This window comes from Rhodospirillaceae bacterium, assembly GCA_016712715.1.
Taxonomy (GTDB): Bacteria; Pseudomonadota; Alphaproteobacteria; order Dongiales; family Dongiaceae; genus Dongia.
In genome coordinates, this window is the sequence record JADJQM010000002.1 from 223,765 (window position 1) to 247,594 (window position 23,830).

Below are 23,830 nucleotides of genomic sequence, written 5' to 3' on the forward strand. Positions count from 1 at the left end.
AGTTTCGGGTCATCGTCAGCCGAACTTGTTGGCCTTGGGGAATCCGTTCGGCGGCAGGCGACCGGCCTGGGCGCGTTCGCCGATCCAGTCCTTCAAATTGCTGTGCGTCTCGGTGCGGATCTTGTCACCAAGCCGCCAGGTGAGGCCCTCCGACTTGGTGTAGACCTTGGCATCCGAGAGGCCGCCATCCTTGTATTTCTGCAGCATGACACCGCGGCCTCGGGTCATCTCCGGCACTTCATTGAGCTTGAAGATGAGCAGTTTCCGGTTGTCGCCGATCACTGCCAGCATGTCGCCATCGGCCGGCACGCAGACATTGGCCTCGACACCCTCGGGCACCGAGAGGACTTGGCGGCCGTTCTTGGTCTGGGCGATGATCTCATCGGTCGAGACCACAAAGCCCCGCCCGTCATGTGCCGCCACCAGCAGTTTCGAGCCCGGCTTGTGGATCATCATGGCGACGATGTCATGCTCGTTGCCGAGATCGACAAAGAGGCGCACGGGTTCGCCATGGCCGCGGCCGCCGGGCAGCTTGTCGCACGGGATCGTATAGAATTTGCCGTTGGTGGCGAAGATCACCAGCTTGTCGGTCGTCTCCGCCTGCAGCTGGAACTTTGCCCAATCGCCTTCCTTGAACTTGATCTCGGTGCCGGGCTCGACATGGCCCTTCAAGGCCCGGATCCAGCCCTTTGACGAGCAGACCACGGTGATGGGTTCGCGCTCGATCATGGCTTCCAGCGGAATGATCATGGCAGAGGGCGCTTCGCCCAGTTCCGTGCGGCGCTTGCCCAGCGGCGTCTTCGGGCCATAGAGCTTTTTCAGCTCCTGGACTTCGGTACCAATTGCGTCCCATTGCTTGTCGTCGGAGGCGAGCAAGCTTTGCAGCGTTTTGCGCTCGGCCGAGAGTTCCTTGTGCTCACCCTTGATCTCCATTTCCTCCAGCTTGCGCAAGGCTTTCAAGCGCATATTGAGGATGGCGTCGGTCTGGGTGTCCGAGAGCTTCCACTTCTTCATCATGACGGCCTTGGGCTCGTCCTCGAAGCGGATGATGCGGATCACCTCGTCGATGTTGAGATAGGCGACGAGGTAGCCGTCGAGGATTTCCAGCCGCCGCTCGATCTCGCCCAGGCGGAATTTCGATCGGCGCTGCAATACCACGCGGCGATGGTCGAGATAGGCCTGCAGCACTTCGGCCAAGCCCATGACGCGCGGTGTCTGATTGGCGTCGAGCGCGTTCATGTTGAGGCTGAAGCGGGTCTCGAGATCCGTCTGGCGGAACAACTGCTCCATGAGATGCGCGGGATCGATCGTCCGCGACTTGGGCGTCAGGACCAGGCGGATATCGGTCGTCGATTCATCGTTGATATCGTCGAGGAAGGGCAGCTTCTTGTCCTGCAGCAGCTCGGCGATCTTCTCGATGAGGCGCGATTTGGCGACCTGGTAGGGAATCTCGGTGACCACGATCTGATAGCCACCGCCTTTAATCTCCTCGCGCACCCATTTGGCGCCCAGGCGGAACGAGCCGCGGCCGGTGCGATAGGCCTCGACGATGGTCTCGCGGGTCTCGCAGAGCAGGCCGCCGGTCGGGAAATCCGGTCCCGGCATGAGATTCACCAGCGTCTCGATCCGCGCATTGGGCGTTTTGAGGAGATGGCTGAGGCAATCGCAGATCTCGGCCACGTTGTGCGGCGGAATGCTGGTCGCCATCCCGACCGCGATGCCCTGCGACCCGTTGGCGAGCCCGCGCTTCGGTATAGCGCATGGCGGCCGCGTTATCGCCGTCGATCGAGCCGAAATTCCCCTGGCCCTCGACCATCGGATAGCGCACGGCGAAATCCTGCGCCAGGCGCACCATGGCGTCATAGATCGAGGCGTCGCCATGGGGATGGAACTTACCCATGACGTCACCGACCACGCGGGCCGATTTCTTGAAGCCGGAACCTGGGTCCAGGCGCAGCTGCCGCATCGAATAGAGGATGCGGCGGTGAACCGGCTTCAACCCGTCGCGCACATCGGGCAGCGATCGGGACATGATGGTGGACAACGCATAGGAGAGGTATCGCTCGCCCAGGGCCTCGGCGAGGTTGGTCAGCTTGATTTCGCCCACGGGTTGCGGTGTGGTGGTCGTGGCTTTTTTGGCCATGCGCAGGGTCAACTTTCCAGGTGGCGTGATCGGGTCGCGTGATTCGGCGCCATCCTAGGCAGCATCGGCCTCGCGTCAAGCCTGCGCCAACGCTTTCTTAAGGAGCCCGATCAAGGTGTTAGGAAGCTGTACCCGGTTCAGAGCTGGTTCAACATCAGCTGCCGATGCTGTTTCGGATGAGACTCGGACCCGATCCTGAGCGCGTCCTGCTCGAGGCCGAACACCTCAAATCCCAGCCGGTCATAGAGCTGCTCGGCCGCCGGATTGGGCGTGGTGACGGTGAGCTGGAGCTGCCGCAGGCCGTCAAGGCTGCGTGCATAGTCGATGACGTCGAGCATCAGCGCCGTGGCGATGCCCTTCCCCTGCCAATCGGGCGCGACGGAGAGGCCGATGATCTGGCCGATATGCTGGCGCTTGGCGCCGGCTTCCCGCCGGAAGCCGACCGCACCGATGAGGATCCCGCCGTGATCGAAGGCACCCTGCCAGCGATTGAGCGGCGTTGGTTTGAGACGTCGCTCCGATGTGGCCAGTGGCTTCAGCGCTTCCTCGGCGGCGTCGGCGCGGAACAGGGTCGGATAGAGCTTCAGATTGTTCAGCCGGAACGACCGGTATTGCGGTGCATCCGAGGGCAATAGCAGCCGCAGGGAAAAGCCGCCTTCGGCGGGTCTGTCCGGCGCGCGCATAGGGTCAGAACCGGTCGATGCGGAAGGGCTGCATGTCGAGCCCCGGATCGCGACCGGCCACCAGATCGGCGATGATGCGCCCGGTCACTGGTCCCAGGGTCAGGCCGACATGGCCATGGCCGAAACCGAAATAGGTGTTCTTGAAGCGACCGCCCTGGCTGATCACTGGCACCGAATCCGGCATCGACGGGCGGAAGCCCATCCAGTCGCTGCGCCCGGTCTCATCCAGTTCGCCGAACATGCGCTTGCCATGGTTCATCAGCTTCTGGGCACGGGCGTAATTGGGCGCTGCTTCCAGCCCACCCAGCTCGACCGTGCCGGCAAAACGCAGGCCGACATCGAGCGGCGTGATGGCGAAGGAATGATCGCCGGAATAAAGCGGCATGCGCGGGCGCTTCTGCGCGTTGGGCAGCGTGACATGATAGCCCCGCTCGGTATCCAGCGGCACGGTGTGACCGAGCTGCGCGGAGAGCTTCTTCGACCACGCGCCGGCCGCCACGACCACGGCGTCGCACGGATAGGATTGTCCGCCGGCTTTGACCGCGGTCGGCCCGTCGGCGCCGATCTCGAAGCCCGTTACATCCGCCTTCACGATCTTGCCACCATTCGCGGCGAAATGGTTGGCGAGGCGTTGCACCAACGCGAAATTATCGGTGACGAAAGAATTCTCCGGGTAGTAGACCGCGTGGTTGTAGATCGGCTGCAGGCTGGGTTCGAATTGGCGGATCTCTTCCTTCTTCAACACCTGAAAATTGACGCCGCGCCGCTTCTGCAGGGCAAGGTCCCACTGATAGCTCTGGAATTTCTCGTCCTTCTCGAAGACACCGAGCCAGCCGGTATCCTTGATCATCATCGATTGGTTGGCGAGTGCCGCCAGTTCCTTATGCGCGGCCAGGGCCTGGACCAGCGCCGATCGCAGGGTGATCGAGATCTGCTCGACCCGCTTTTCGCCGCTATTGGCGACGAAGCGCAGCAGCCAGGGGGCAATCTTCGGCAGATAGGCCCAGCGGATGGCGAGCGGGCCAAGCGGATCCATCAGCATCTTCGGCACATCCCACAGAATGCCCGGCGTCGCCACCGGGATGCAGGATTCGGTGGCGATCACCGCCGCATTGCCCTTCGATGTCCCTTCACCCGGATCCCGCCCATCGATCACGGTGACGCGGTGGCCGTCCTTCTGCAGATAGAGGGCCGTGGAAATGCCGACGATGCCGGCGCCGATGACGATGAAATGACGGTTGCCCATGATGCCCCTAAATCTCTGCGTGATCGCGCTGGAGCATGGCGAAGGCCGCGGGCCAAATCAAGGCTGCCGGCTCAGGCCAGATGGCTGACCCGCTCCACCAGGCGGTCACGGGCGGTGAGGCGCTTTTCGGCACCCTTGGTCGGCAGCAGATGGGCGTGCAGGAAATGACCGGTCAGGCGCAATCCCTGTACCAGTGCTGTCGCATCACAAACGGCCTTGTCGTCGATCAGGAAAGCCGGCAGAGGCAGGAGCCGTTCGGCATAGCGCCCGGCCCCGGCCTTGCTGACGGCGCGACCGGTCTTGGGTGAGACGAAGACCAGATCCTCGGTGGTGCCCGTCACGGCACAGCTTCTGAGATCGAGGCCGAAGCCGAGATCGGCCAGCAGCTTCAACTCCCAGCGCAGATAGAGGCCGCCCCAATCCGGCACGGCCGCCACCAGACCCGCAAGGAGGACACTGAAATCCTCATAGACATCCTGATGCGGCTCCCGTTCGGGCAGGGTCGCATCGATGACCCCGGCGGCAGCGCTCAGCGCCGTCAGCCGATCCGCGTCGTCCATCAGATGGGCGATATGGGCCTCGAGCAGTTCCGCCTGGAAGTAACCGAGTTGTTCGGAGAGCCGCGCCCGCCAGGTCAGCGACAGCGCATTGCCGGTCTCGAAGGTCGCGCGCTGTTTCCTGGCCGCCCCACCGCGCACGAGCCCCATATGCCGACCATGCTCACGAGTGAGACAGGACAGGATGACATCGCTCTCGCCATGGCGGCGGGCGGAGAGGACGAAGGCGATATCGGTGAAATCCAAGGCCTGCGTCTCGTCAGGTCTCGAAATCGAGGCCCATTTCGCGGTAGCGCTCTGGATCTTCCGCCCAGCTGCCACGCACCTTGACGAAGATGAAGAGGTGCACGTGGCGCTCGAGCATCTGCTGCAATTCGCGCTGCGTCGCCTCGCGTACCTGCTTGATGCGCGCACCACCCTTGCCGATGACGATGGCCTTCTGGCCTTCCTTGGCGACGAAAACGATCTGCGTGATCTTGACCGAACCGTCCTTGAACTCCTCCCAGCCCTCCGTCTCGACGGTGAGGGCGTAGGGGATTTCGTCATGGAGCTGGCGGAAGAGATGCTCGCGCGTCACTTCGGATGCCAGGAAGCGCTGCGGCGCGTCGGTGATATGGTCTTCCGGATAATGATGCGGCCCCTTGGGCATGCGGCGGCACAGCTCCGCCACCAGATCCTCGACCCCGTCGCCATTCTCGGCCGAGATCATGAAGGTGTCGGTGAACAATTCCTCGCCTTCATTGGCAAGCGCATTGAGTTCGGCGGTCTTGGCCAGCAGCCGCTCGCGTTCCTTCACCTGGTCGATCTTGTTGAGGACCAGCACGGCCTTGCGCTTGTGCTGCTTCAGCCCCTCGATGATGCGCCTGGTATCGTCATCGACACCCTTGCGGCTGGCATCGACCATGAGCAGCACCTGGTCGGCATCGCCGGCCCCGCTCCAGGCCGCGGCCACCATGGCGCGGTCGAGCCGGCGCTTGGGCGCAAAGATACCGGGCGTGTCGACGAAGATCATCTGCGCCGTGCCGGTAGCGCTTTCCTTCATGACGATGCCCAGCACTTTGGCGCGCGTGGTCTGCACCTTGGGACTGACGATCGAGACCTTTTGCCCGACGACACGGTTGACCAGGGTCGACTTGCCGGCATTGGGCGCACCCAGGACGGCAATGAAGCCGCAACTGGTACCCGGATCCGTGTTGGATCCGGTTGTGGATTCGGAACTCATAGCGAGCCTGCTTTCTATCGACGCGCCATCTGGCCGGCCATCAGAGTGGGCCGACCTCTACGCTCTTATCTTGGACCAACACCAGCGGCCGTACCAGCGCCAGCAATTGCGTGGCGGCCGCCTGTTCGGCAGCGCGCTTCGAACGGCCGGTGCCGCGGGTGGGCGGGTGCCCATCGACGCCCGCCTCGACCTCGAAGACCGGGTCATGGGGCGGGCCTTCACTGCGGATGACGGTATAGCGCGGCAGATTGAGGCCGGCTGCCTGGGCCCATTCCTGCAGCGCCGTCTTGGCGTCCTGCGGCGGGTTGAGCTCGGCCGACATCATCGGCTGCCAATGGCGTTCGATGAAAGCCCGCGCGCAGTCGATGCCACCGTCGAGATAGAGGGCGCCAATGATGGCTTCGCAGGCGTCTGCCAGGGTCGCCGGATTGTCGCGCCCGCCGCTTTCCTCTTCGCCCTTCGACAGAACGAGATATTTGCCAAAGCCCAGACCATAAGCCACCTGGGCAAGGCCATCCTGGCGCACGAGGGCAGCAAGCCGCTTGGCCAGCGCCCCTTCATCCTCTTCCGGGAAAGTCGCAAACAGCATCTCGGCGACGATCAGGCCCAGCACCCGGTCGCCGAGAAATTCCAGCCGCTGGTTGTCGGATTGCTTGACCTCGGCGGTCGACTTGCTGCTGCGGCGCGTACGCTTCACCCGGCTGCGCCCGGTGGCGCTGGGATGGGTGATGGCGGTCTGCAACAGTTCAGGCCGCGCAAAGGCGTGACCGACGATCGTGGCTAAATCGTTGATGGCAACCTTGGCCACCAATCACTCCACCAGATCGGCAAGGCGACGCCAACGCAGCGCCGTCACCCAGGTGATCGGGTTGGTCAGCTTCAGCGTGTTGTCATAGGACCAGAACAGCACTTTGGCCGGCCCGATCAGGTTTTCCGCCGGCACGAAGCCGACATTGCCGAGCTGTGCTGGTTCGGTGATACGCGTGTTGGGGTCGAACGGCACCAGCCCGCTGGTGACGCGGCTGTCGCTGGAACTGTCCCGATTGTCGCCCATCATGAAGTAATGGCCTTCCGGCACGACGTAGAGCGGTGTGTTGTCGAGATCGCCTTGATCGCCGCGGACCTCGATGATGCGGTGGCTGACGCCGCCCGGCAGCGTCTCGATATATTGCGGCGACGCGATGCCGCCGCTATCGAGATTGATGAAATCTTCGATGCGCTGCCGCTTCACCGGCGTGCCGTTGATGTAGAGCAAGCCTTCCTTGACCTGCACGGTGTCGCCGGGCAGCCCGATGAGGCGCTTGATGAAATCCGTCTGCGTATCGCCCGGCGGTCGGAAGACGATGACATCGCCGCGCTCCGGCTTGTCTTCCCAGATACGTCCCTCGACCGGTACGATGCCCCAGGGGAAGGAATAGCGGCTGTAGCCATAGGCGGTCTTCGAGACGAACAGATAGTCGCCCACCAGCAGCGTCGGCACCATCGATCCCGACGGGATGCTGAAGGGCTCATAGGCGAAGGTGCGGATGACCACGGCAATGACCGCGGCCCAGAAGATGGTTTTGACGGTTTCCAGTATCTGGCTGGGCTCGGTCTCTGTCTTACGCGCCATGATGGGTATAGCGGCCTTTGGGGATTGAAAAAGCGGTCATGGAAGAACACGCCGTTGCGGCGTGCCTTTGCGGCCGGATCAAGCCAGCCGGACCCCCTAAAGTCAAGGCTTTCGGGCCGATTTCCATGGGGGCCGTAGCGATTTTCCCAATGTTTTCCGCTGGTTTAGGCAAAGGCAGGGGATTTCAGGGGGCTGGATTGGCCGAAATGATGACGATCGCCTGGGCCATGGGGAAATCGTCGGTAATGGTGAGGTCGATCTGCACCACCATGCCCGGCGGCGTGATCTCCTGCAGGCGCTTCAAGGCGCCGTTGGTGAGCGCCAGGGTCGGCTTGCCGCTGGGCAGGTTGACCACACCCATATCCTTCATGAAGACTTGGTCGCGGAATCCGGTGCCGAGCGCCTTGGAACAGGCCTCCTTGGCGGCAAAGCGCTTGGCGTAGGAGGCGGCGCGTTGTGCGCGGCGGTCCGACTTCTTCTGCTCGATCTCGGTAAAGACCCGCTGGATGAACCGGTCGCCGAAGCGCTCGATCGATTTTTCGATGCGCCGGATGTCGATGATGTCGTTGCCGATACCCAGGATCATGGATGCCCCTAACCGCGCGCCCGGTCGACCGAGTTGACCGAGGGCGTCGCGCGCAGGGCGGCGATGATGTTAGTGAGGTGCTTGAGATCCTTCACCTCGACATCGACGATGATTTCGAAGAAATCGATCGAGCGGTTGACGATCTTGAGGTTCGAGATATTGCCGCTGTTCTTGCCGATGACGGTGGTGAGCGATCCCAGGCTCCCCGGTTGGTTGGCGATGACGACATCAAGACGCCCGGTATGCTGCTCGATCGTGTTCTTGTCCTGGTCCCAGGCAACATCCAGCCAGCGTTCCGGCGTGTCGGCAAAGCTCTCCAGCGTCTCGCAATCGATCGTGTGGATGGTGACACCCTTGCCGGTGGTGACGATGCCGACAATGCGGTCGCCGGGCAGCGGATGGCAGCAGCCGGCAAAATGCATCGCCATGCCGGGAATGAGTCCGCGGATCGGAATGGCATGGCCGCCCTTGGCTTTCTTGGGATCGCGTTTCGGCGGCCCGGCCTTGTCATGGGCCTTGTCGTTCGGCGCTTGAGTCTTGTTGCCGGGGAAGACCGCGTTCACCAGCTCGCGGGCGCCGACAATGCCCTCGCCGACCTGGGTGATCAGATCCTCGATCTCCTCGGCCTTGAATTTCTTCAGAACGCCGTCGATCGCCTTCTCGGTATACTCATAGCCGGCATGGGCGAACTCCTTGTGCAGCATCGCCCGGCCCAGTTCCAGATACTGTGCGCGCTGCTGGGTGCGGATGAAGCGGCGGATGCAGGCGCGGGCCTTACCGGTGACGACAAAGCGTTCCCAGGCCGGCGACGGCGTCTGCGCCTTCGAATTGACGATGGCGACCTGGTCACCATTCTGCAATTCCGTGCGCAGCGGCATGATGCGGCCGTTGATCTTGGCACCGACGCAGGTGTCGCCCACCTCGGAATGGACCGCATAGGCGAAATCGACCGGCGTCGCCCCGCGCGGCAAGGCGATGAGATCGCCCTTCGGCGTGAAGCAGAACACCTGGTCCTGGAACATCTCCAGCTTGGTGTGCTCGAGGAATTCCTCAGGCCCCGAGGCATGCTCCAGGATGTCGAGCAGTTCGCGCAGCCAGCGATATTGGCGGCCGTCGATCTTGGTCGAACCCTGCTTGTAACCCCAATGCGCAGCCACCCCCATCTCGGCGATTTCATGCATGTTGTCGGTGCGGATCTGCACCTCGATGCGCATGCGCTGCGGGCCGATGATGCCGGTGTGGAGCGACTGGTAATTGTTGGGCTTGGGCGTCGAGATGTAATCCTTGAAGCGCCCCGGGATCATCGAATACTTGCCATGGAGGGCACCCAGCGCCTGATAGCACTGGCCGATATCCTTCACCATGACGCGGAAGGCCATGATGTCGGAGAGCTGCTCGAACTCCATGCGCTTCTTCTGCATCTTGCGCCAGATCGAATAGGGCGTCTTTTCTCGACCGGAAACCTCGGCAACCAGTTCCGCTTCTTTCATCGTCTTCTGCAACTCGGCGATGATCTTGGCGCAGATATCGGCACCCTGCTCGCGCAAATAGGAGAGGCGCTGCATGATCGAGTTGTAGGCGTCGGCATTGAGTTCCGCGAAGGCGAGGTTCTCCAGCTCGTCCTTGAGCTGGTGCATGCCCATGCGTTCGGCGAGCGGCGCATAGATTTCCATGGTCTCGGCGGCGATGCGCCGGCGCTTCTCGGCATTCTTGATGAAATGCAGCGTCTGCATGTTGTGCAGTCGGTCCGCGAGCTTGACCAGCAGCACGCGGATGTCGTTCGACATGGCGAGCACCAGCTTGCGGAAATTTTCCGCATGCTTGGTGTTGTCGGATTGCAGTTCGAGGCGCGAGAGCTTGGTGACGCCGTCGACCAGCTGCGCCACTTCCGCGCCGAACATCGACTGGACCTGTTCCAGCGTCGCCTCGGTATCCTCGACCGTGTCGTGGAGCAGGCCCGTGGCAATCGAGGCTGAATCGAGCTTCAACCGCGTCAGGATCTCGGCAACACCGAGCGGATGCGAGAAATAGGGATCGCCCGAGGCGCGCGCCTGGCTGCCATGGGCCTTCATCGAAAAAACATAGGCGCGGTTGAGGAGGTCCTCATCCGCGCCTGGATCGTAAGATTTCACCCGCTCGACCAGTTCAAATTGCCGGATCATGCGGTCCTCGGAAAGCGTCGCGCCGCACCATGCTTGTCTTCAAGCAGGCCGGCGACCTCAGCTGCATTCGGGTGAAACCAATCCTTTCCGTGTTTCAGGAAAACGGTAACTGACGGCAGCGTTGCTTGGTCAGTTGCCGTCATCGGCCTCCGCGGCATCCTCGAACTCGCCGTCGATGGTCATGTCGGCCTCTTCGGCCTCGTCATCGGAAATCTGCGCCTGCTGCATTTCGGCCAGCAGATCGCCGGCCCCGGTGCCAAAGCCGGTACCTTCTTCTTCCGGCTCGTCATTTTCGACATGGCGCTGCAGGCCGGTGATGAGGTTGTCGGTGAGGGCAGCCAGCACCACGGTCTCGTCAGCGATCTCGCGCAAGGCGACAACCGGGTTCTTGTCATTGTCGCGATCGATCGTGATCGGCGCGCCGGCCGAAACCTCGCGGGCCCGCTGGGCGGCCATCATGACCAGCTCAAAACGGTTGGGGATACGTTGAACGCAATCTTCGACTGTTACGCGCGCCATTTTCGATAGTCTCCAGGAATTCGCCTAATTGCCTGAACTTACTCTATTGATTTTCTGGGTTCAAGCTGCGGGGCATCACCGCTCGGGGGCAGGCACTATGCCGCAGGCGCATGACACGGGACGACCGTGACGATCGCGCCAAGGGCCTCAAAGCAAACGGATTTCCTGATCAACCGGCAGGGTTGCAACAAGATCGCCGACATGCCTGCCGCTGACCGGATGGCGCCAATCCGGCGCAATCGCCTGCAGTGGCAGGAGCACGAAGGCCCGCGACGCCATGCGGGGATGCGGCAGAATCGGTGGATTTGGCCCCGTCTGGACCAGGTCGCGATAGGCGATGATGTCGAGATCGAGTGGGCGGGGCGCATTGGCACCTGCGCGAATCCGTCCGCTTTGCGCCTCCAGCCCCTGGAGGAGGTCGAGCAACGCCGCCGGGCCGAGGTCGGTCGCGACTTCGATGACGCCGTTCACATACCAGGGCTGGTCATCGGCGCGGGGGACCGGCGCCGATTCATACCAGGGGGCGCGGCGCAGAACCGCGATGCCGGCGGCCGTGATGTCGGCCACCGCCTTTTCCAGCGTTGCCACCGGATTGCCCGCGGCACTCGGCAGATTGGCGCCAAGCCCGATATAGATACCGCCCAGCAATGGATTCATCCGATTCCTTCTCAGCCAGTCGGCAGCGCTTCATTACGGCTTGCGAGGCCCTGCGGATCGGCACTAAGGTCCGCCACGGTCAATCGCAAGCACGGTGCCTCATACAGGCGCAAGTCGACCGCCACCGTATATCTTTCAGTCATATTGCCGACGAGGATAACATTATGGCCCTTCGCTTCTACGCCCAGGAACGGGTTGGTCTCTTCATTGATGGCGCCAATCTGCATGCCGCAGCCCGCGCCCTTGGTTTCGACATCGACTACAAGCGCCTGCTGAAGCATTTCCAGGAACAATGCCGGCTGATCCGGGCCTTCTATTACACCGCCTTGGTGGAAGACCAGGAATATTCGCCGCTCCGCCCCCTGGTCGATTGGCTGGATTACAACGGCTTCACCATGGTCACGAAGCCGACCAAGGAATTCACCGACGCCATGGGCCGCCGCAAGATCAAGGGCAATATGGATATCGAGCTCGCGATCGACGTCCTCGAAATGTCGGCCCATCTCGACCACGTCGTCCTGTTCTCCGGCGATGGCGATTTCCGCCGCCTGGTCGAAGCCGTGCAGCGCCGTGGCGTCCGTGTTTCAGTAGTCTCCACCGTGCGCTCGAACCCGCCGATGGTGGCGGATGAATTGCGCCGCCAGGCCGACATGTTCGTGGAACTCGAGGATCTGGCCTCGATCGTCGCCCGGGCGCATAACCCGCGCACCACGGCGCCGCGCGAGGCGCCCAAGGAACAGCCGGCCCGCGAGACGCCGGAAGACGCGCCCAGCAGCAGCTGAACCGCCATGTCAGCTGCGTCTCTCCCGGCCGAGCCAGCGCCTGATTGTCCGCTGTGCCCACGCCTCGCCGCATTCCGCGCCGATAACCAGCACAAGCTGCCGGATTATTTCAATGCGCCGGTACCGGCCTTCGGGGATGCAAAGCCCAAATTCCTGATCATCGGCCTCGCCCCAGGCCTGCACGGCGCCAACCGCACCGGGCGACCTTTCACCGGCGACTGGGCGGGCGATCTGCTGTTCGCGACATTGCTTGATCTGGGTCTTGCCAAGGGCATCTATGACGAACGCCCCGATGACGGGTTGACCCTCAAAGGCTGCCGCATCGTCAACGGTGTGCGCTGTGTCCCGCCGCAGAACAAGCCGCTGCCGGCCGAAATCAAGACCTGTAACACGTTCCTCAAAGCCGAAATCGCCGCTTCACCGGCGCGCTGCTATCTGGCGCTCGGATCCATCGCCCACGACGCGGCGCTGATGGCCCTGGGCGAAAAGCGCAGCGCCTTCAAATTCGGCCACAATCGCCGCCATGATTTGAGCGATGGCCGCATCCTGATCGATAGCTATCACTGCTCCCGCTACAACACGAACACCGGCGTGCTGACACCCAAGATGTTCCGTGAAGCGATGGCGCATGTGAAGGAAGTGGCGGGATTGTAACTCCCCCTCACCCCACGCCCCGCCGACAGGGGAGAGGGGCCATTGCCACGCTCTCGCATCCCAAGTTTTTTGGTTAGATTCGCTCTTGCCGGCAAATCTCATCCCTCTCCCCTTGCGGGAGAGGGTCAGGGTGAGGGGTTGTCAGAACAAGTTCGGTCCGTGACGACTGACTCAATCCCCGCCGCGGTTCCGGAGCATGCGGCTCTGGTCGCGTTTCCAGTCGCGGTCCTTGATCGCGGCGCGCTTGTCGACCTGCCGGCGGCCCTTGGCAATGCCGAGATTGCATTTGGCGCGGCCGCGTTCGTTGAAATAGATCGAAAGCGGTACGATGGTGACGCCGTCGCGCTGCGTCGCGTTTGTGAGCTTGATGACTTCGCGTTTTTTCAGCAGCAGCTTCCTGGGCCGACCCGGCTCATGGTTGAAGCGGTTGGCCGCCTCATATTCCGGGAAATGAGCATTCAGCAGCCAGAACTCGCCATCACGTTCGGCGGCGAAGGCTTCGGCGATAGAGCAGCGGCCAAGGCGCAGGGACTTCACCTCGGACCCCATCAAGGCGATGCCGGCCTCGATCTCGTCGCTGATCGAATAGTCGTGGCGTGCCTTGCGGTTCTGCGCCGCGAACTTGTTGGTCGAGATGTCACGCGCCATGATGGACTGCTATTGGCCGATCAGGCCGACCTTCTTCAACGCCACCTCGACCTTTTGCTTGGAGGCGTCCGAAATCGGCGCCAGTGGCAGGCGTACATCCGGCTGGATATGCCCCATGAGCGAGAGCGCGTACTTCACCGGACCGGGGCTGGTTTCGCAGAACATCGCATCATTGAGCGGCATCAGGCGTTCGTTGATTTCCATGGCGCGGGCAAGATCGCCGGCACGCCAGGCGGCATGCATCTGCGCGGTGAGCTTCGGCGCCACATTCGAGGTGACCGAGATGCAGCCAACACCACCCTGTACCAGGAACGGCAGAGCGGTCGCATCCTCGCCGGAGAGCTGGCAGAAATCGGCGCCGATGGCGATGCGGGTGCGCGCGGGCCGGGCGAGATCCGCGGTCGCATCCTTGACGCCGATCACGCGCGGCAGCGTTGCGCAACGCGCCATGGTGTCGATCGACATGTCGACGGCGCTGCGCGGCGGCACGTTGTAGATGATGATCGGCAGGTTGGTGGCATCGTGGATTGCCTTGAAATGCTGGTACTGGCCTTCCGGCGTCGGCCGGTTGTAATAGGGCAGGACGACGAGAGCGGCACTGGCGCCGGCTTTCTCGGCATGACGCGTGAGGTCGATCGCCTCGGCCGTGGAATTGGAGCCGGTACCGGCGATGACGGGGACGCGGCCCTTGGCCACCTCGACCGCCAGTTCGACGATGCGGTGATGCTCTTCATGGCTCACGGTCGGGCATTCGCCGGTGGTGCCGACCGGCACGATGCCGTCAATGCCTTCCTTGATCTGCCAATCGACGAATTTCTGGAACGCAGCCTCGTCCACCGCATTGTTGCGGAACGGCGTGACCAGAGCGGTCATCGAACCCTTGAACATGGCTAGCTCCATAAATTCGGCCCGGAACGACTTTCGGACGTCGGGCAACAGTCAATCGGGCCCGGAAAATAGCGGCAGGCGGGTGGGGCTGCAAGCGTTCTGCCGAAAAAACCGACGATTCGCCACCTGTGGCAATTTGGCGGCAGCCCGCCGGTAGAAACGAATGTTATGCATCAGTGTGTGATTGCCAACACATTGAATACATTGAGCGTTAACCAATACTCTCCTAGAATGATGTTCCTGCGCCGCCCGAGTCGTGCGCAGCCGAGCGAGGAAATGACGCACACATCTTTGACTTTGCACCCGATCACCCCTGCCGGCGCGGCCCGATCCGGGACCACGCCCATGCCCCTTTCCCTGCTTTCGCGCCTGATCTGGCTCAGCCTTGCCGCCTTCTTTTGCCTCTCCCTTTGGGTGCCGCAGGTCCGCGCGGACGAGGTTACCCTCAGCGCCAAGGACAAGAAGCTCTACCAGCAGGCGTTCCAGGCGATCGAAAAGGATCGTTGGAAGGAGGCGCGCCGCCTCGCCGACTTGGCCAAGGACCCGCATCTCGCCAAGGTCATTCAATGGCTCGATCTCTCGCGCCCGGGGCCCGGCCGCTCCTTCGACGAGATGACCAGCTTCCTCAAGGCCAATCCCGACTGGCCGCTGCGCGACACGCTGACCGCCCAGGCTGAGCGGTCCATGCACGACTTCTACCCGACGGCCTCGGTGCTGGCCTGGTTTGGCGAACGCGATCCGCTGACCGCCCAGGGCGCCCTGAAGCTCGTCGGCGCGCTCCGCGCTGACGGCCAGGTCGAGCGCGCCCGCAAGGTTGCCATCTTGGCCTGGACTACCGAGGATTTTACCGCCGACATCGAGAAGGTGTTCCTGCAGCGCTTTGGCGACATGCTGACCATGGCCGATCATGTGGTCAGGCTCGACCGATTGCTGTGGGAGGACAAGCGCGACCAGGCCCTGCGTATGCTGAAGCGGGTGGATACCGGCCATGCAGCGCTCGCCAGCGCAAGAATGCGCCTGCAGGACAAGAAGATCTCGCCCGATGCGGTCGGCAGTCTGGTGCCGCTGGAACTGCGCGACGATGCCGGCCTTATCTATGAAATGGCGCGCGCCTGGCGCAAGAAAGGCCAGATCGAGCGCGCACTCGCCGTGCTCGACCCGCCGCCCGCCAACGTCACCCGCCCCGATCTGATGTGGGACGAACTCTACCGCGCCGCACGCGAACTGCTCGCCAATGGCGATGTCAGCGCCGCCTATCGCCTCGCCGCCGCGCACAATTCAGATACCGGCGACGCCTTTGTCGAAGGGGAGTGGTTCGCCGGCTGGGTGGCACTGCGCTATCTCGACGAGCCCGAGGTGGCGACGAAGCATTTCACCAATCTCTATAACGGCGCCAAATCGGTCATCAGCAAGACCCGGGCTGCCTATTGGATCGGCCGCTCCGCCGAGGCCAAGGGCGATATGGCGGCCGCCACCGACTGGTACCGCAACGCCGCCAAGAATCTCAGCGTCTATTATGGCCAGCTCGCGGCGGCCCGCCTCACCGACCCAAAGCATCTTGTGCTCGACAGCGGCATTCGGCCGAGCGCCGCGGAAAAGGCGTCCTTTGCCAAGCTGGAACTGGTCAAGGTGGTTCGGTTGCTCGGCAAGGTCGGCGAAGAACAGCGCATCCGCCCCTTCCTCATGACCATGACGGCTCGTGCCACCAAGGCGACCGATTACGCGCTTCTCGCCAGCCTTGCCAAATCCGTGAAGCGCGACGATCTTGCCATCGCCGTCGCCAAGGAAGCCCGCCAGAAGGGCCATGAACTCTCGGAATATCTGTTCCCGACCATCAAGCTGCCGGCGGGTCAGGCCCCGGAACCGGCGCTGGTGCTGGCCATCATCAAGCAGGAGAGCGCCTTCGACGCCAAGGTGAGCTCGCCGGCCGGCGCCATGGGCCTGATGCAGCTGATGCCCTCGACCGCCCGGCCGCTCGCCAAGCAATTGGGCGTCAAGAAGCTGCAGGAGAAGAAGCTCATCACCGATCCGAGCTTCAACGTCCGCCTCGGCAAGCTTTATCTCGAACAGCTGATCAACCGGTTCAACGGCTCCTACATCATGGCGGTGGCCGCCTATAACGCCGGCCCCAGCCGGGTGCGCGACTGGGTCATCCTCTATGGCGATCCGCGCTTGCCGGAAACCGATGCGATCGATTGGGTCGAGAACATTCCCTTCAACGAAACGCGCAACTATGTGCAGCGCGTGATGGAGAATCTGCAGATCTATCGCAGCCGCCTGTCGGAAGGCGGTGCCCTCATCGCCCTCGAAGACGATCTCAACCGACCCGCCATCAACTAAGGATTCCCAATTTGAGCCAGCCTCAGGCAGTCGACGCCGCCTTCGCGGCGCAGGCAGCGGATGTCCGGGCGGCTGCCCGCGGCTGCGCGGCCGCGCCGTCGTTACCCCCTTGCTGGACTATCCCTTGATCAGCTCAAGGCTCGGCTTTCGGCTGCTCATCAAGGCGGAAACGCTCCAGCTCACAGGCTCATTCAAGTTCCGTGGGGCTGGCAACTGCCTGCTGGCGGCAAAGGCTGCGGACCCGGCTTTGCGTGCCGTGGTCGCCTTTTCGTCCGGCAATCATGCCCAGGGCGTTGCCGCGGCAGCACAGATGCTGGGTCTCAAGGCCACTATCGTCATGCCGTCGGATGCACCGGCGATCAAGGTCGCCAACACCAAGGGCTTCGGCGCCGAGGTGGTACTCTACGAGCGCCACAGGGAAGACCGCGAGGCGATCGCCCGTGCCATCGCGGAAAAGGACCAGGCGCTCATGGTGCCGCCTTATGACAACCCCTTCATCATTGCAGGGCAAGGCACCGTCGGCCTTGAGCTTTGTGCGCAGGCGGCAGCCCTCGGCGTGACGCCGGATATGGTGCTGGCGCCGTGCAGCGGCGGCGGCCTCATTGCCGGCGTGGCGCTGGCCGTCAAGGAACAGCATCCCCGGGCTGAGATCTACGCGGCCGAGCCAGCGGGCTTCGATGATCTGCAGAGGTCGCTGGCGGCCGGCGAACGCCTGGCCAACAAGCCCGGCAAACCTTCGATCTGCGATGCCCTGATGGCGGAAAGGCCGGGCGCTCTCACCTTCCCGATCCATCAGAAGCTGCTGGCGGGTTCAAAGGTCGTGAGCGACGATCAAGTGCTGGATGCGATGGGCTTTGCGCTCCGGCATCTCAAATTGGTGGTTGAGCCGGGTGGCGCCGCGGCACTTGCGGCCGTCCTCGCCACACGCAACACGCTTGCCGGAAAGAATGTGGTGGTGGTCTGTTCGGGTGGCAATGCCGACCCGGAAATGATCAAGCGGGCCGCCGACAGGGACGACCCGCTTGCCTCATAAGATCAGATAGGTCGCAAGATCAGCCGGAAACGGCTTTCTTCTCGACCACGTCCTTCACCATGTCCTTGACCGGCTCGACCGAGGTCGCAACCGCGGTCACCGGATGCGTATCGGTACGGCGGCACATGCCCTCAAGATAGGCGCCCTGCTCGATCGCCAGGGATTTGTGCAGAATGTCGCCTGTCACGCGGGCGGTCTTTTCCAGCACCACCATGTCGGCACGAACCTCGCCATTGACCAGGCCGCAGATGCGCACGGATTCGGCCTGCAGGCCGCCCTGCACGGTGGCGCCTTCGCCGATCGTGATGTTGCGGCTCTGGATATCGCCTTCCACCCAGCCGTCGATCTGCACGTCGCCGCTGCAGACCAGATCGCCGGTGATGCGCAGATCCGCGCTGATGATCGAGGGAATGCCGGCTTTTACCGAGGGGTGCGGTGAATCATGGACCGCGCCTGGTTGACCGGATTTGTTAACCTTTGAAAACATAGCGACCTGCCTTGAGAAAGCCCATGGGATCGAGCGGTTTGTCGTTGTAGCGCACTTCGTAATGGCAATGCGGGCCGGACGAGCGCCCGGACGATCCGAGCTTGCCGACCAATTGCCGGTAGTCCACCACATCCCCTACCTTCACGGCAACCGAATCCAGATGGGCATAAAGCGTAACGATGCCAAGGCCATGATCGATTTCCACAACCCGGCCGTAATTCCCTTTCCAGCCGGCATGGATGACCGTCCCCGGTGCCGTCGCCAGCACGTCGGAACGGAGCGTCCCCACCATGTCGAGACCTTCATGGCGCGCCCGCGCGCCGTTGAACGGATCAACCCGGGCGCCAAAGCCGCTTGAGATATAATAGTGGTCGACGGGGGCCGCGAGCGGCACCGAGCGCAGGACGACCTGCATCTTCTCCCAGCGCGCCACTTCGTCATCCAGGGTCGCGACATTGGTCAGGAGCTTCTGCTCGGTCTCATCGGCACCCGTCGCTGGATCCGGCAGGAACGGACCGCCCTTGCCGACACCGTCCATCTCGGCCGCCGCGATCATGTTCTCGACGTTGAGCCCGGTCATCACCAGGGTCTTTTCCATTTCCTCAAGGCTGTTGCGCGTGCGCTCAGTGACGCTGGCCACGAAATTGGCCTGGCTCTCCTGGACGGCGGCGACCTTCTCGCGCAATTCATCGATCGTGCGGCCAAGGTCCGAGCGGCCCAGTTGCAGCGTGTTGCGCTGGTTGATCACCGTCGTCAGCGCCAGCTTGGTCTGCGCCACCTGGCGGCTGAGATCGGCATTGCTCGCCTGCGCCATCTGCAGCTCGCCCTGCAGCGAACTGACCTTGGCGGTGAGGCTTGCCACCTGTTCGGTGGCCACCTGATGATCCCGCCGCAATGTCGTCAGGCGGCCGGTCAGGTCAGCGACCTGTACGGCAAGGTTGCCATTGCTCTGGCGACTCTGGTCGAGAAGGGCCGTCAATTCATCGCGTTCGGCCGCCATGCGGCGCCGATCGCCCTCGATGCCGCGAATCTCTGATTTGAGGTCGGCGATCTGATTGGTGAGGGACTGGTTGCGTGCGGCAATGCGCTTCAGGTCGCTGTCGAAGGCGAGCAACCGGTTCTTCAACGCCTCGCGCAGCTTGGCCCGCAGCGGGTCGTCGCCTTGTTGCGCGGATTTGCCGGCGACAGCGCCTTCCAGCGGCGCCGGACCCTCGATCTGCGTCGCGATCGATTTCAAGCCATCGCGCATGCCGGCATTCTCGCCGGAAAGGCCGAGCAGATAGGCTTCGTCATCGCCGAGCTTGCCTGTGCTGCCCTTGAACTGGTCGAAATAGTCGGCGACCTCGGCCAGCAGGCCGGTATAGGCGCCCTCGGCTTCGCGCACCGCGATGTCGCGCCCATGCAACGTCACCTGCTGCATGGCAAGGCCGATCGATGTCGCCAGGGACAGGATGGCGATGCCACCGAACAAGGCAGCGCCCACCATCTGGCTGCGCGTAGAAAGGCGCACATATTTGATCTTGCCATCGCTGCGCACGATCAGTTCGCGCGGCGAGAAATGCCTGGAGAGAGACGCGGCCATGCGCGTCCCAAATTGATGCGGTGAGAATTTCACAGATTTTTTTCCGGTTACCACGATCCCATCCCCACGGTAGGACGCTCAATTGACCCATAGCCGCCCTACGTTCACCGGCCGACCCGCATACCCCTCGGATGGCCGACGCCGTCTGGCGCGTGACACATACCGGACCAAGTAACCTTGGCCCCCCTGACGACTGCTTCCAGCAGCGATTGTTCGCCGTCGTGCAATCGTTAATTTATTATTAGCAGAAGTAACTTAGGCGGACCCTCCAGGGGACGCAAGCCGAATCAATCCAGGCTCGGATCTCACCCGAGTTTCGTCACAATAAATACATATAAATCAATATATTAGCGGGTGGCCGTGGGGCATCAACCAGCCCGGCGGAAACGGCTTTCGACATATGCAACGACACTGGTCACGGCATCGGCAATGGTCAGTTTTTGCGTATCAACGACCAGCTCGGGGGCCAGGGGCGATTCATAGGGCGCACTGATCCCGGTGAACTCAGCGATCTCACCCGCGCGGGCCTTCTGGTAGAGCCCCTTCGGATCGCGCCCTTCGCAGGTTGCGAGGTCGGCCTTGATATAGATCTCGTGAAAAGTCGTGGCATCTGCCGACCCCGCATCGCCTGCCAGGGATTCCGTCGCCTGGCGTGCCCGCTGCCGGTCGGTGCGATAGGGCGAGATGAAGGCCGTGATGACGATCTGCCCAGACTCGGCGAACAACGCCGCCACTTCGCCGATACGCCGGATGTTCTCGGCGCGATCTTCGGGGGCGAAGCCGAGATTGGCGGAAAGGCCGCGGCGGACATTGTCGCCATCCAGCACGAAGACATGGAAGCCGCGCCGGAACAGTTCCTGCTCCACCGCCATGGCGATCGTCGATTTGCCGGCGCCCGACAATCCCGTCAGCCACAACACTCCGCCGGGATGACCGTTGCGCAAGGTGCGTTGCGCGGTGGTGACGCCATGCGCCACCTCAGTGAGGTTGCTGGAGCGCACGGTGACGAGACGGCGCTGATCGGGATAGCCTTCCAGCGCGATGGTGCCGCCGGCCAGGATGTTGCGCCCGTCGGACAGCACGAAACGGCCGGTCTTCGGATTGCTCTCGACCCCGTCCAGCGCCAGCAAAGCCGGCGAGCGCAGGATCACTTCGGCAATGTCATTGCGCTCGACGATGTCGCTCGGGCGCGCGCTGAAACTCTCCGCGTCATAGAGACTGACGATGCTTTCGACCACCACGTTGACATCGCGCGTCTGCAGCCGCAGGCGATAGTTCTCGCCCAATTGCAGGGGTTTTTTCGCCAGCCAGAACAACTTGGCCTTGAACACGTTGGTCTCAATCGGCGCCGTCTCGACATGGCTCGCGATCTCGCCGCGCTCGATGAACAGCTGCTCGTCGAGTGTCACACCAACCGACTGTCCTGCCTCGGCATCCCTGGCCGAAGGTGCCGACCAGCCTTCCAGCGAGGCAACCTTTGCCGTCTTGTTGCTGGGCGAGAACAGCAGCGTGTCGCCCACCTTGAGGCGGCCGCTGGCAATGCGGCCGGCGAGGATGCGGCGATCGTCGAATTTGTAGATATCCTGGATGGGCAGGCGCAGCGGCAGGGCCGCGAGTGGCGCTGCGGGCGTAAAGCTGTCCAGTGCCTCGACCAGCGTCGGCCCCTGGTACCAGGGTGTGCGCGCCGATTTGGCGACGATGTTGTCGCCGTCGCGAGCCGCCATCGGGATGATGTAATTGGCTTTGATGCCGAGGGAACCCAGATAGGAACTGTATTCGCGGGCGATTTCGTCGAAGCGGGTCTCCGAAAAATCAACCAGATCCATCTTGTTGACCAGCACGGCGATCTGTTTCACGCCGAGCAGATTGAGCAGGAACGCATGCAGCCTTGATTGCTGCTGGATGCCCTGCCCCGCATCGATCAGCATCAGGGCGGCTTCGGCACTCGAAGCGCCGGTGATCATGTTCTTGATGAATTCGCGATGTCCCGGCGCATCGATGATCGTGTAGTCGCGCAAATGCGTCTTGAACCAGATCTGCGCCGTGTCGATGGTGATGCCCTGGTCGCGCTCCGACTGGAACGCATCCATGAGGAACGCCCATTCGAACGGCATGCCGCGCCGCTCGCACATCGCCTTGATCGCCTCGAACTTGCCGTCGGGCAAGGATCCGGTGTCATGGAACAGGCGCCCGACCAGGGTCGACTTGCCGTGATCGACATGGCCGACGATGACGATGCGCATCAGATCGCGTTCTCTCACCACGGGCTTGCTCATCACATATACCCGGCCGCGCGCAAGCGCTCGAAAGCGTCTTCGGTCTCGCGGTCCATGGCGCGCCCGGCGCGCTCCGGCTCCCGCGTCGCTTCCAGTTCGGCGATGATTTCACCGATGGTCGCGGCCTCGCTCACCACCGGCGAGGTAATGTCCTGATCGCCCAGCGACCGATAGCGCTTGCCGCCCTTGGCGAAATAGAGCTCGACCATCGGGATGCCTTCGCGCGCGATGTACTTCCAGATGTCGAGCTCGGTCCAGGACAGCAGCGGATGGACACGCAAATGCGTGCCGGCTGGCAGATCGGTGTTGAAATAGTCCCAGAATTCGGGCGGCTGGTCGCGGAAATCCCAGGCGCCGCTCTCGCCGCGCGGGGAAAACACGCGTTCCTTGGCGCGGACACTTTCCTCATCGCGCCGGATGCCGGCGATGATGCCGGTGAAACCGTATTTGGCGATGGTGTCGCGCAGGCCCAGCGTCTTCCTGGCAGCTGACCGCGCATTGGGCGGCAAGGTCGGATCGGTCGCCTCGACCGGCGGGCATTTCTCGACGATGAGGTTGAGACCCCATTCCTTCGAATAGGTCTCGCGGAAGGCATACATCTCCGGAAACTTGCGCTCGGTGTCGATATGCAGGACCGGAAAGGGCACATGACCGAAGAAGGCCTTCCTGGCCAGCCACACCATGACATTGCTGTCCTTGCCCAGCGACCACAACATGCCGAGCTTGTCGATGCGATTGAAGGCCTCGCGCAGGATATAGACGCTCTGCGCTTCAAGCTGGTCGAGATGATCCATGACGGCGAATTCTGCCCCTCAACGGGCCGGCGGTGCCTCCGGCGGTGCCCCGTCATTATAGGATGTCACGCCCGCAGGCAATATTCTCCAGCCGGATCTGCGCAAATACGGCACTTGGTCGCATTCGCCCCGTTCAGTCAGGGAACCAGACGCCGGCGCAAGGCGGCAAAGGCCTGGCGCCGCGCCGCCTCGGCAAGTCGCAAGTCGCTCTCGGTAACCGCCTCGCCGGCCTGCGCCTTGGCGGCGAGCGTGCCCAATTGGGCAAGATAGGGTGCCAGGGCCGAGACACCCTGGACGATCATCGCGACGGTGGCGGCATTCATCTCATTGCCCCCCTTCCATACCGGGCAGCAGCGGCTGCAATCCGGCAAGTTGCGCCTCGGCGGCACCAAGATTGCGCACCGCCACGTCCGGCAGTCCGGCCCGCAACGCCGCGCCGGCACCGTCCAGCGCTGTCTCGGCCGCATCGAGGGTCTGCATGATCGCGGCGGCCGTTTGGGAAGTGGGGTCGATCGTCCGCGCGTCAATGGCACTGGTCAGGGCCTGCGAGGCGCTGCCGGCCAACAGATTGGCAACGGTCAAACGGGTCGCAAGATCATTGGCATCGCCGGCACAGCCGGTGAACAGCAGGCAGGGAAACATCAGCAGCAGCCAGAGGCCGAATCTCGGCAGGCGGGTTCCGTGACGCATCTCACGCCCCCGCCTTGTCGCTGGCGTCGCCGGCCTGGGTGCTGGCGAGGTTCGGCACGTGATAGACCACCAGCCCCACGATCAACGACACCAGCGCCATCTGCGCGCTGTCCGGCATGGCGATGCGCGGTCCGTTCCACAGGGCATCGGCGGCGATGCCGACCACCCAATCGGCCAAGGGCGCGGCGATGGCCGCAGCCCATGCCTTGTTGATCGTGCCGACCATGGCAACATTTTTCATGATCATTCTCGTCTCCTTCATGATTGCC

At 62.9% G+C, this 23,830-nt stretch carries 23 protein-coding genes and 1 pseudogene; 4 read left to right on the forward strand and 20 right to left on the reverse strand.

All coding sequences use genetic code 11. From position 1 onward, the window contains the following. Nucleotides 1–15: 15 nt before the first annotated feature. From IPK59_11820 to folK, 11 genes and pseudogenes are all read right to left on the reverse strand, one after another. Nucleotides 16–2,143 (reverse strand): annotated as a pseudogene (locus tag IPK59_11820) (DNA topoisomerase IV subunit A). 137 nt (nucleotides 2,144–2,280) lie between these two features. Then, complete coding sequence (locus IPK59_11825; protein MBK8159410.1) at nucleotides 2,281–2,826, reverse strand: GNAT family N-acetyltransferase; 546 nt, start codon at nucleotides 2,824–2,826, stop codon at nucleotides 2,281–2,283. 4 nt (nucleotides 2,827–2,830) lie between these two features. Beyond that, nucleotides 2,831–4,072, reverse strand: a complete 1,242-nt coding sequence (locus tag IPK59_11830) for an FAD-binding oxidoreductase (GenBank protein ID MBK8159411.1) — start codon at nucleotides 4,070–4,072, stop codon at nucleotides 2,831–2,833. A gap of 71 nt (nucleotides 4,073–4,143) precedes the next feature. Further along, on the reverse strand, nucleotides 4,144–4,875 hold the full coding sequence (gene recO, locus IPK59_11835; GenBank protein ID MBK8159412.1) for a DNA repair protein RecO: 732 nt from the start codon (nucleotides 4,873–4,875) through the stop codon (nucleotides 4,144–4,146). A 13-nt stretch (nucleotides 4,876–4,888) separates the two neighbouring features. Further along, complete coding sequence (era, locus tag IPK59_11840) at nucleotides 4,889–5,851, reverse strand: GTPase Era (GenBank protein ID MBK8159413.1); 963 nt, start codon at nucleotides 5,849–5,851, stop codon at nucleotides 4,889–4,891. Between the two features lie 40 nt (nucleotides 5,852–5,891). Beyond that, complete coding sequence (rnc, locus tag IPK59_11845; protein MBK8159414.1) at nucleotides 5,892–6,659, reverse strand: ribonuclease III; 768 nt, start codon at nucleotides 6,657–6,659, stop codon at nucleotides 5,892–5,894. A gap of 3 nt (nucleotides 6,660–6,662) precedes the next feature. Further along, nucleotides 6,663–7,463, reverse strand: a complete 801-nt coding sequence (gene lepB, locus IPK59_11850; protein MBK8159415.1) for a signal peptidase I — start codon at nucleotides 7,461–7,463, stop codon at nucleotides 6,663–6,665. Nucleotides 7,464–7,647: 184 nt separating this feature from the next. Next, complete coding sequence (locus IPK59_11855; GenBank protein MBK8159416.1) at nucleotides 7,648–8,049, reverse strand: holo-ACP synthase; 402 nt, start codon at nucleotides 8,047–8,049, stop codon at nucleotides 7,648–7,650. Nucleotides 8,050–8,057: 8 nt separating this feature from the next. Further along, nucleotides 8,058–10,211: a bifunctional (p)ppGpp synthetase/guanosine-3',5'-bis(diphosphate) 3'-pyrophosphohydrolase gene (locus IPK59_11860; GenBank protein MBK8159417.1), complete on the reverse strand. Its 2,154-nt coding sequence runs from the start codon at nucleotides 10,209–10,211 to the stop codon at nucleotides 8,058–8,060. Nucleotides 10,212–10,340: 129 nt separating this feature from the next. Then, complete coding sequence (locus IPK59_11865) at nucleotides 10,341–10,730, reverse strand: DNA-directed RNA polymerase subunit omega (protein MBK8159418.1); 390 nt, start codon at nucleotides 10,728–10,730, stop codon at nucleotides 10,341–10,343. Nucleotides 10,731–10,877: 147 nt separating this feature from the next. Continuing rightward, the gene (gene folK, locus IPK59_11870; GenBank protein MBK8159419.1) at nucleotides 10,878–11,387 is read right to left on the reverse strand and encodes a 2-amino-4-hydroxy-6-hydroxymethyldihydropteridine diphosphokinase; all 510 of its coding nucleotides are present in this window, start codon (nucleotides 11,385–11,387) and stop codon (nucleotides 10,878–10,880) included. A 164-nt stretch (nucleotides 11,388–11,551) separates the two neighbouring features. On the opposite strand from folK, the gene IPK59_11875 reads away from it, so the two are divergent. Together IPK59_11875 and IPK59_11880 are read left to right on the forward strand one after the other, a co-directional pair. Next, nucleotides 11,552–12,169 (forward strand): NYN domain-containing protein, encoded by a 618-nt coding sequence (locus tag IPK59_11875; GenBank protein ID MBK8159420.1) that lies wholly within the window; start codon nucleotides 11,552–11,554, stop codon nucleotides 12,167–12,169. 6 nt (nucleotides 12,170–12,175) lie between these two features. Further along, on the forward strand, nucleotides 12,176–12,823 hold the full coding sequence (locus IPK59_11880; protein MBK8159421.1) for a uracil-DNA glycosylase: 648 nt from the start codon (nucleotides 12,176–12,178) through the stop codon (nucleotides 12,821–12,823). A gap of 171 nt (nucleotides 12,824–12,994) precedes the next feature. Here IPK59_11880 and smpB read toward each other — a convergent pair whose 3' ends face one another. Next, on the reverse strand, nucleotides 12,995–13,471 hold the full coding sequence (smpB, locus tag IPK59_11885; protein ID MBK8159422.1) for an SsrA-binding protein SmpB: 477 nt from the start codon (nucleotides 13,469–13,471) through the stop codon (nucleotides 12,995–12,997). 9 nt (nucleotides 13,472–13,480) lie between these two features. Next, nucleotides 13,481–14,359 (reverse strand): 4-hydroxy-tetrahydrodipicolinate synthase, encoded by an 879-nt coding sequence (locus IPK59_11890; GenBank protein ID MBK8159423.1) that lies wholly within the window; start codon nucleotides 14,357–14,359, stop codon nucleotides 13,481–13,483. A 345-nt stretch (nucleotides 14,360–14,704) separates the two neighbouring features. Here IPK59_11890 and IPK59_11895 point away from each other — a divergent pair, with 345 nt between their 5' ends. Continuing rightward, the gene (locus IPK59_11895) at nucleotides 14,705–16,699 is read left to right on the forward strand and encodes a lytic transglycosylase domain-containing protein (GenBank protein ID MBK8159424.1); all 1,995 of its coding nucleotides are present in this window, start codon (nucleotides 14,705–14,707) and stop codon (nucleotides 16,697–16,699) included. Then, nucleotides 16,674–17,732 carry a threonine/serine dehydratase gene (locus IPK59_11900; GenBank protein ID MBK8159425.1) on the forward strand — a complete coding sequence of 353 codons (1,059 nt, stop codon included), beginning with the start codon at nucleotides 16,674–16,676 and terminating at the stop codon, nucleotides 17,730–17,732. The genes IPK59_11895 and IPK59_11900 overlap by 26 nt, the downstream gene beginning before the upstream one ends. A gap of 19 nt (nucleotides 17,733–17,751) precedes the next feature. Here the strand turns inward: IPK59_11900 and IPK59_11905 are convergent, their stop codons facing one another. The 7 genes from IPK59_11905 to IPK59_11935 form a co-directional block, all read right to left on the reverse strand. Further along, nucleotides 17,752–18,219 carry a polymer-forming cytoskeletal protein gene (locus tag IPK59_11905; protein ID MBK8159426.1) on the reverse strand — a complete coding sequence of 156 codons (468 nt, stop codon included), beginning with the start codon at nucleotides 18,217–18,219 and terminating at the stop codon, nucleotides 17,752–17,754. Next, nucleotides 18,203–19,801 carry a peptidoglycan DD-metalloendopeptidase family protein gene (locus IPK59_11910; protein ID MBK8159427.1) on the reverse strand — a complete coding sequence of 533 codons (1,599 nt, stop codon included), beginning with the start codon at nucleotides 19,799–19,801 and terminating at the stop codon, nucleotides 18,203–18,205. Before IPK59_11910 ends, IPK59_11905 begins: the two co-directional genes overlap by 17 nt. A gap of 368 nt (nucleotides 19,802–20,169) precedes the next feature. Continuing rightward, nucleotides 20,170–22,077, reverse strand: coding sequence for an adenylyl-sulfate kinase (cysC, locus tag IPK59_11915; protein MBK8159428.1), 1,908 nt, complete (start codon nucleotides 22,075–22,077; stop codon nucleotides 20,170–20,172). Beyond that, nucleotides 22,077–22,871, reverse strand: coding sequence for a sulfate adenylyltransferase subunit 2 (locus tag IPK59_11920; protein MBK8159429.1), 795 nt, complete (start codon nucleotides 22,869–22,871; stop codon nucleotides 22,077–22,079). Before IPK59_11920 ends, cysC begins: the two co-directional genes overlap by 1 nt. A gap of 137 nt (nucleotides 22,872–23,008) precedes the next feature. Next, nucleotides 23,009–23,194: a hypothetical protein gene (locus tag IPK59_11925; protein ID MBK8159430.1), complete on the reverse strand. Its 186-nt coding sequence runs from the start codon at nucleotides 23,192–23,194 to the stop codon at nucleotides 23,009–23,011. A gap of 1 nt (nucleotide 23,195) precedes the next feature. Next, nucleotides 23,196–23,561, reverse strand: a complete 366-nt coding sequence (locus tag IPK59_11930) for a hypothetical protein (protein MBK8159431.1) — start codon at nucleotides 23,559–23,561, stop codon at nucleotides 23,196–23,198. Nucleotide 23,562: 1 nt separating this feature from the next. Continuing rightward, nucleotides 23,563–23,808, reverse strand: coding sequence for a hypothetical protein (locus tag IPK59_11935; protein ID MBK8159432.1), 246 nt, complete (start codon nucleotides 23,806–23,808; stop codon nucleotides 23,563–23,565). Nucleotides 23,809–23,830: the final 22 nt, after the last annotated feature.

Coding starts and splice junctions, on each gene's coding strand:
- IPK59_11825 (MBK8159410.1), bottom strand. CDS start 2,826: ATGCGCGCGCCGGACAGACCCGCCGAAGGCGGCTTTTCCCTGCGGCTG.
- IPK59_11830 (MBK8159411.1), bottom strand. CDS start 4,072: ATGGGCAACCGTCATTTCATCGTCATCGGCGCCGGCATCGTCGGCATT.
- era (MBK8159413.1), bottom strand. CDS start 5,851: ATGAGTTCCGAATCCACAACCGGATCCAACACGGATCCGGGTACCAGT.
- lepB (MBK8159415.1), bottom strand. CDS start 7,463: ATGGCGCGTAAGACAGAGACCGAGCCCAGCCAGATACTGGAAACCGTC.
- IPK59_11855 (MBK8159416.1), bottom strand. CDS start 8,049: ATGATCCTGGGTATCGGCAACGACATCATCGACATCCGGCGCATCGAA.
- IPK59_11860 (MBK8159417.1), bottom strand. CDS start 10,211: ATGATCCGGCAATTTGAACTGGTCGAGCGGGTGAAATCTTACGATCCA.
- IPK59_11865 (MBK8159418.1), bottom strand. CDS start 10,730: ATGGCGCGCGTAACAGTCGAAGATTGCGTTCAACGTATCCCCAACCGT.
- folK (MBK8159419.1), bottom strand. CDS start 11,387: ATGAATCCATTGCTGGGCGGTATCTATATCGGGCTTGGCGCCAATCTG.
- IPK59_11875 (MBK8159420.1), top strand. CDS start 11,552: ATGGCCCTTCGCTTCTACGCCCAGGAACGGGTTGGTCTCTTCATTGAT.
- IPK59_11880 (MBK8159421.1), top strand. CDS start 12,176: ATGTCAGCTGCGTCTCTCCCGGCCGAGCCAGCGCCTGATTGTCCGCTG.
- smpB (MBK8159422.1), bottom strand. CDS start 13,471: ATGGCGCGTGACATCTCGACCAACAAGTTCGCGGCGCAGAACCGCAAG.
- IPK59_11890 (MBK8159423.1), bottom strand. CDS start 14,359: ATGTTCAAGGGTTCGATGACCGCTCTGGTCACGCCGTTCCGCAACAAT.
- IPK59_11895 (MBK8159424.1), top strand. CDS start 14,705: ATGCCCCTTTCCCTGCTTTCGCGCCTGATCTGGCTCAGCCTTGCCGCC.
- IPK59_11905 (MBK8159426.1), bottom strand. CDS start 18,219: ATGTTTTCAAAGGTTAACAAATCCGGTCAACCAGGCGCGGTCCATGAT.
- IPK59_11910 (MBK8159427.1), bottom strand. CDS start 19,801: ATGGCCGCGTCTCTCTCCAGGCATTTCTCGCCGCGCGAACTGATCGTG.
- cysC (MBK8159428.1), bottom strand. CDS start 22,077: ATGAGCAAGCCCGTGGTGAGAGAACGCGATCTGATGCGCATCGTCATC.
- IPK59_11920 (MBK8159429.1), bottom strand. CDS start 22,871: ATGGATCATCTCGACCAGCTTGAAGCGCAGAGCGTCTATATCCTGCGC.
- IPK59_11925 (MBK8159430.1), bottom strand. CDS start 23,194: ATGAATGCCGCCACCGTCGCGATGATCGTCCAGGGTGTCTCGGCCCTG.
- IPK59_11930 (MBK8159431.1), bottom strand. CDS start 23,561: ATGCGTCACGGAACCCGCCTGCCGAGATTCGGCCTCTGGCTGCTGCTG.
- IPK59_11935 (MBK8159432.1), bottom strand. CDS start 23,808: ATGATCATGAAAAATGTTGCCATGGTCGGCACGATCAACAAGGCATGG.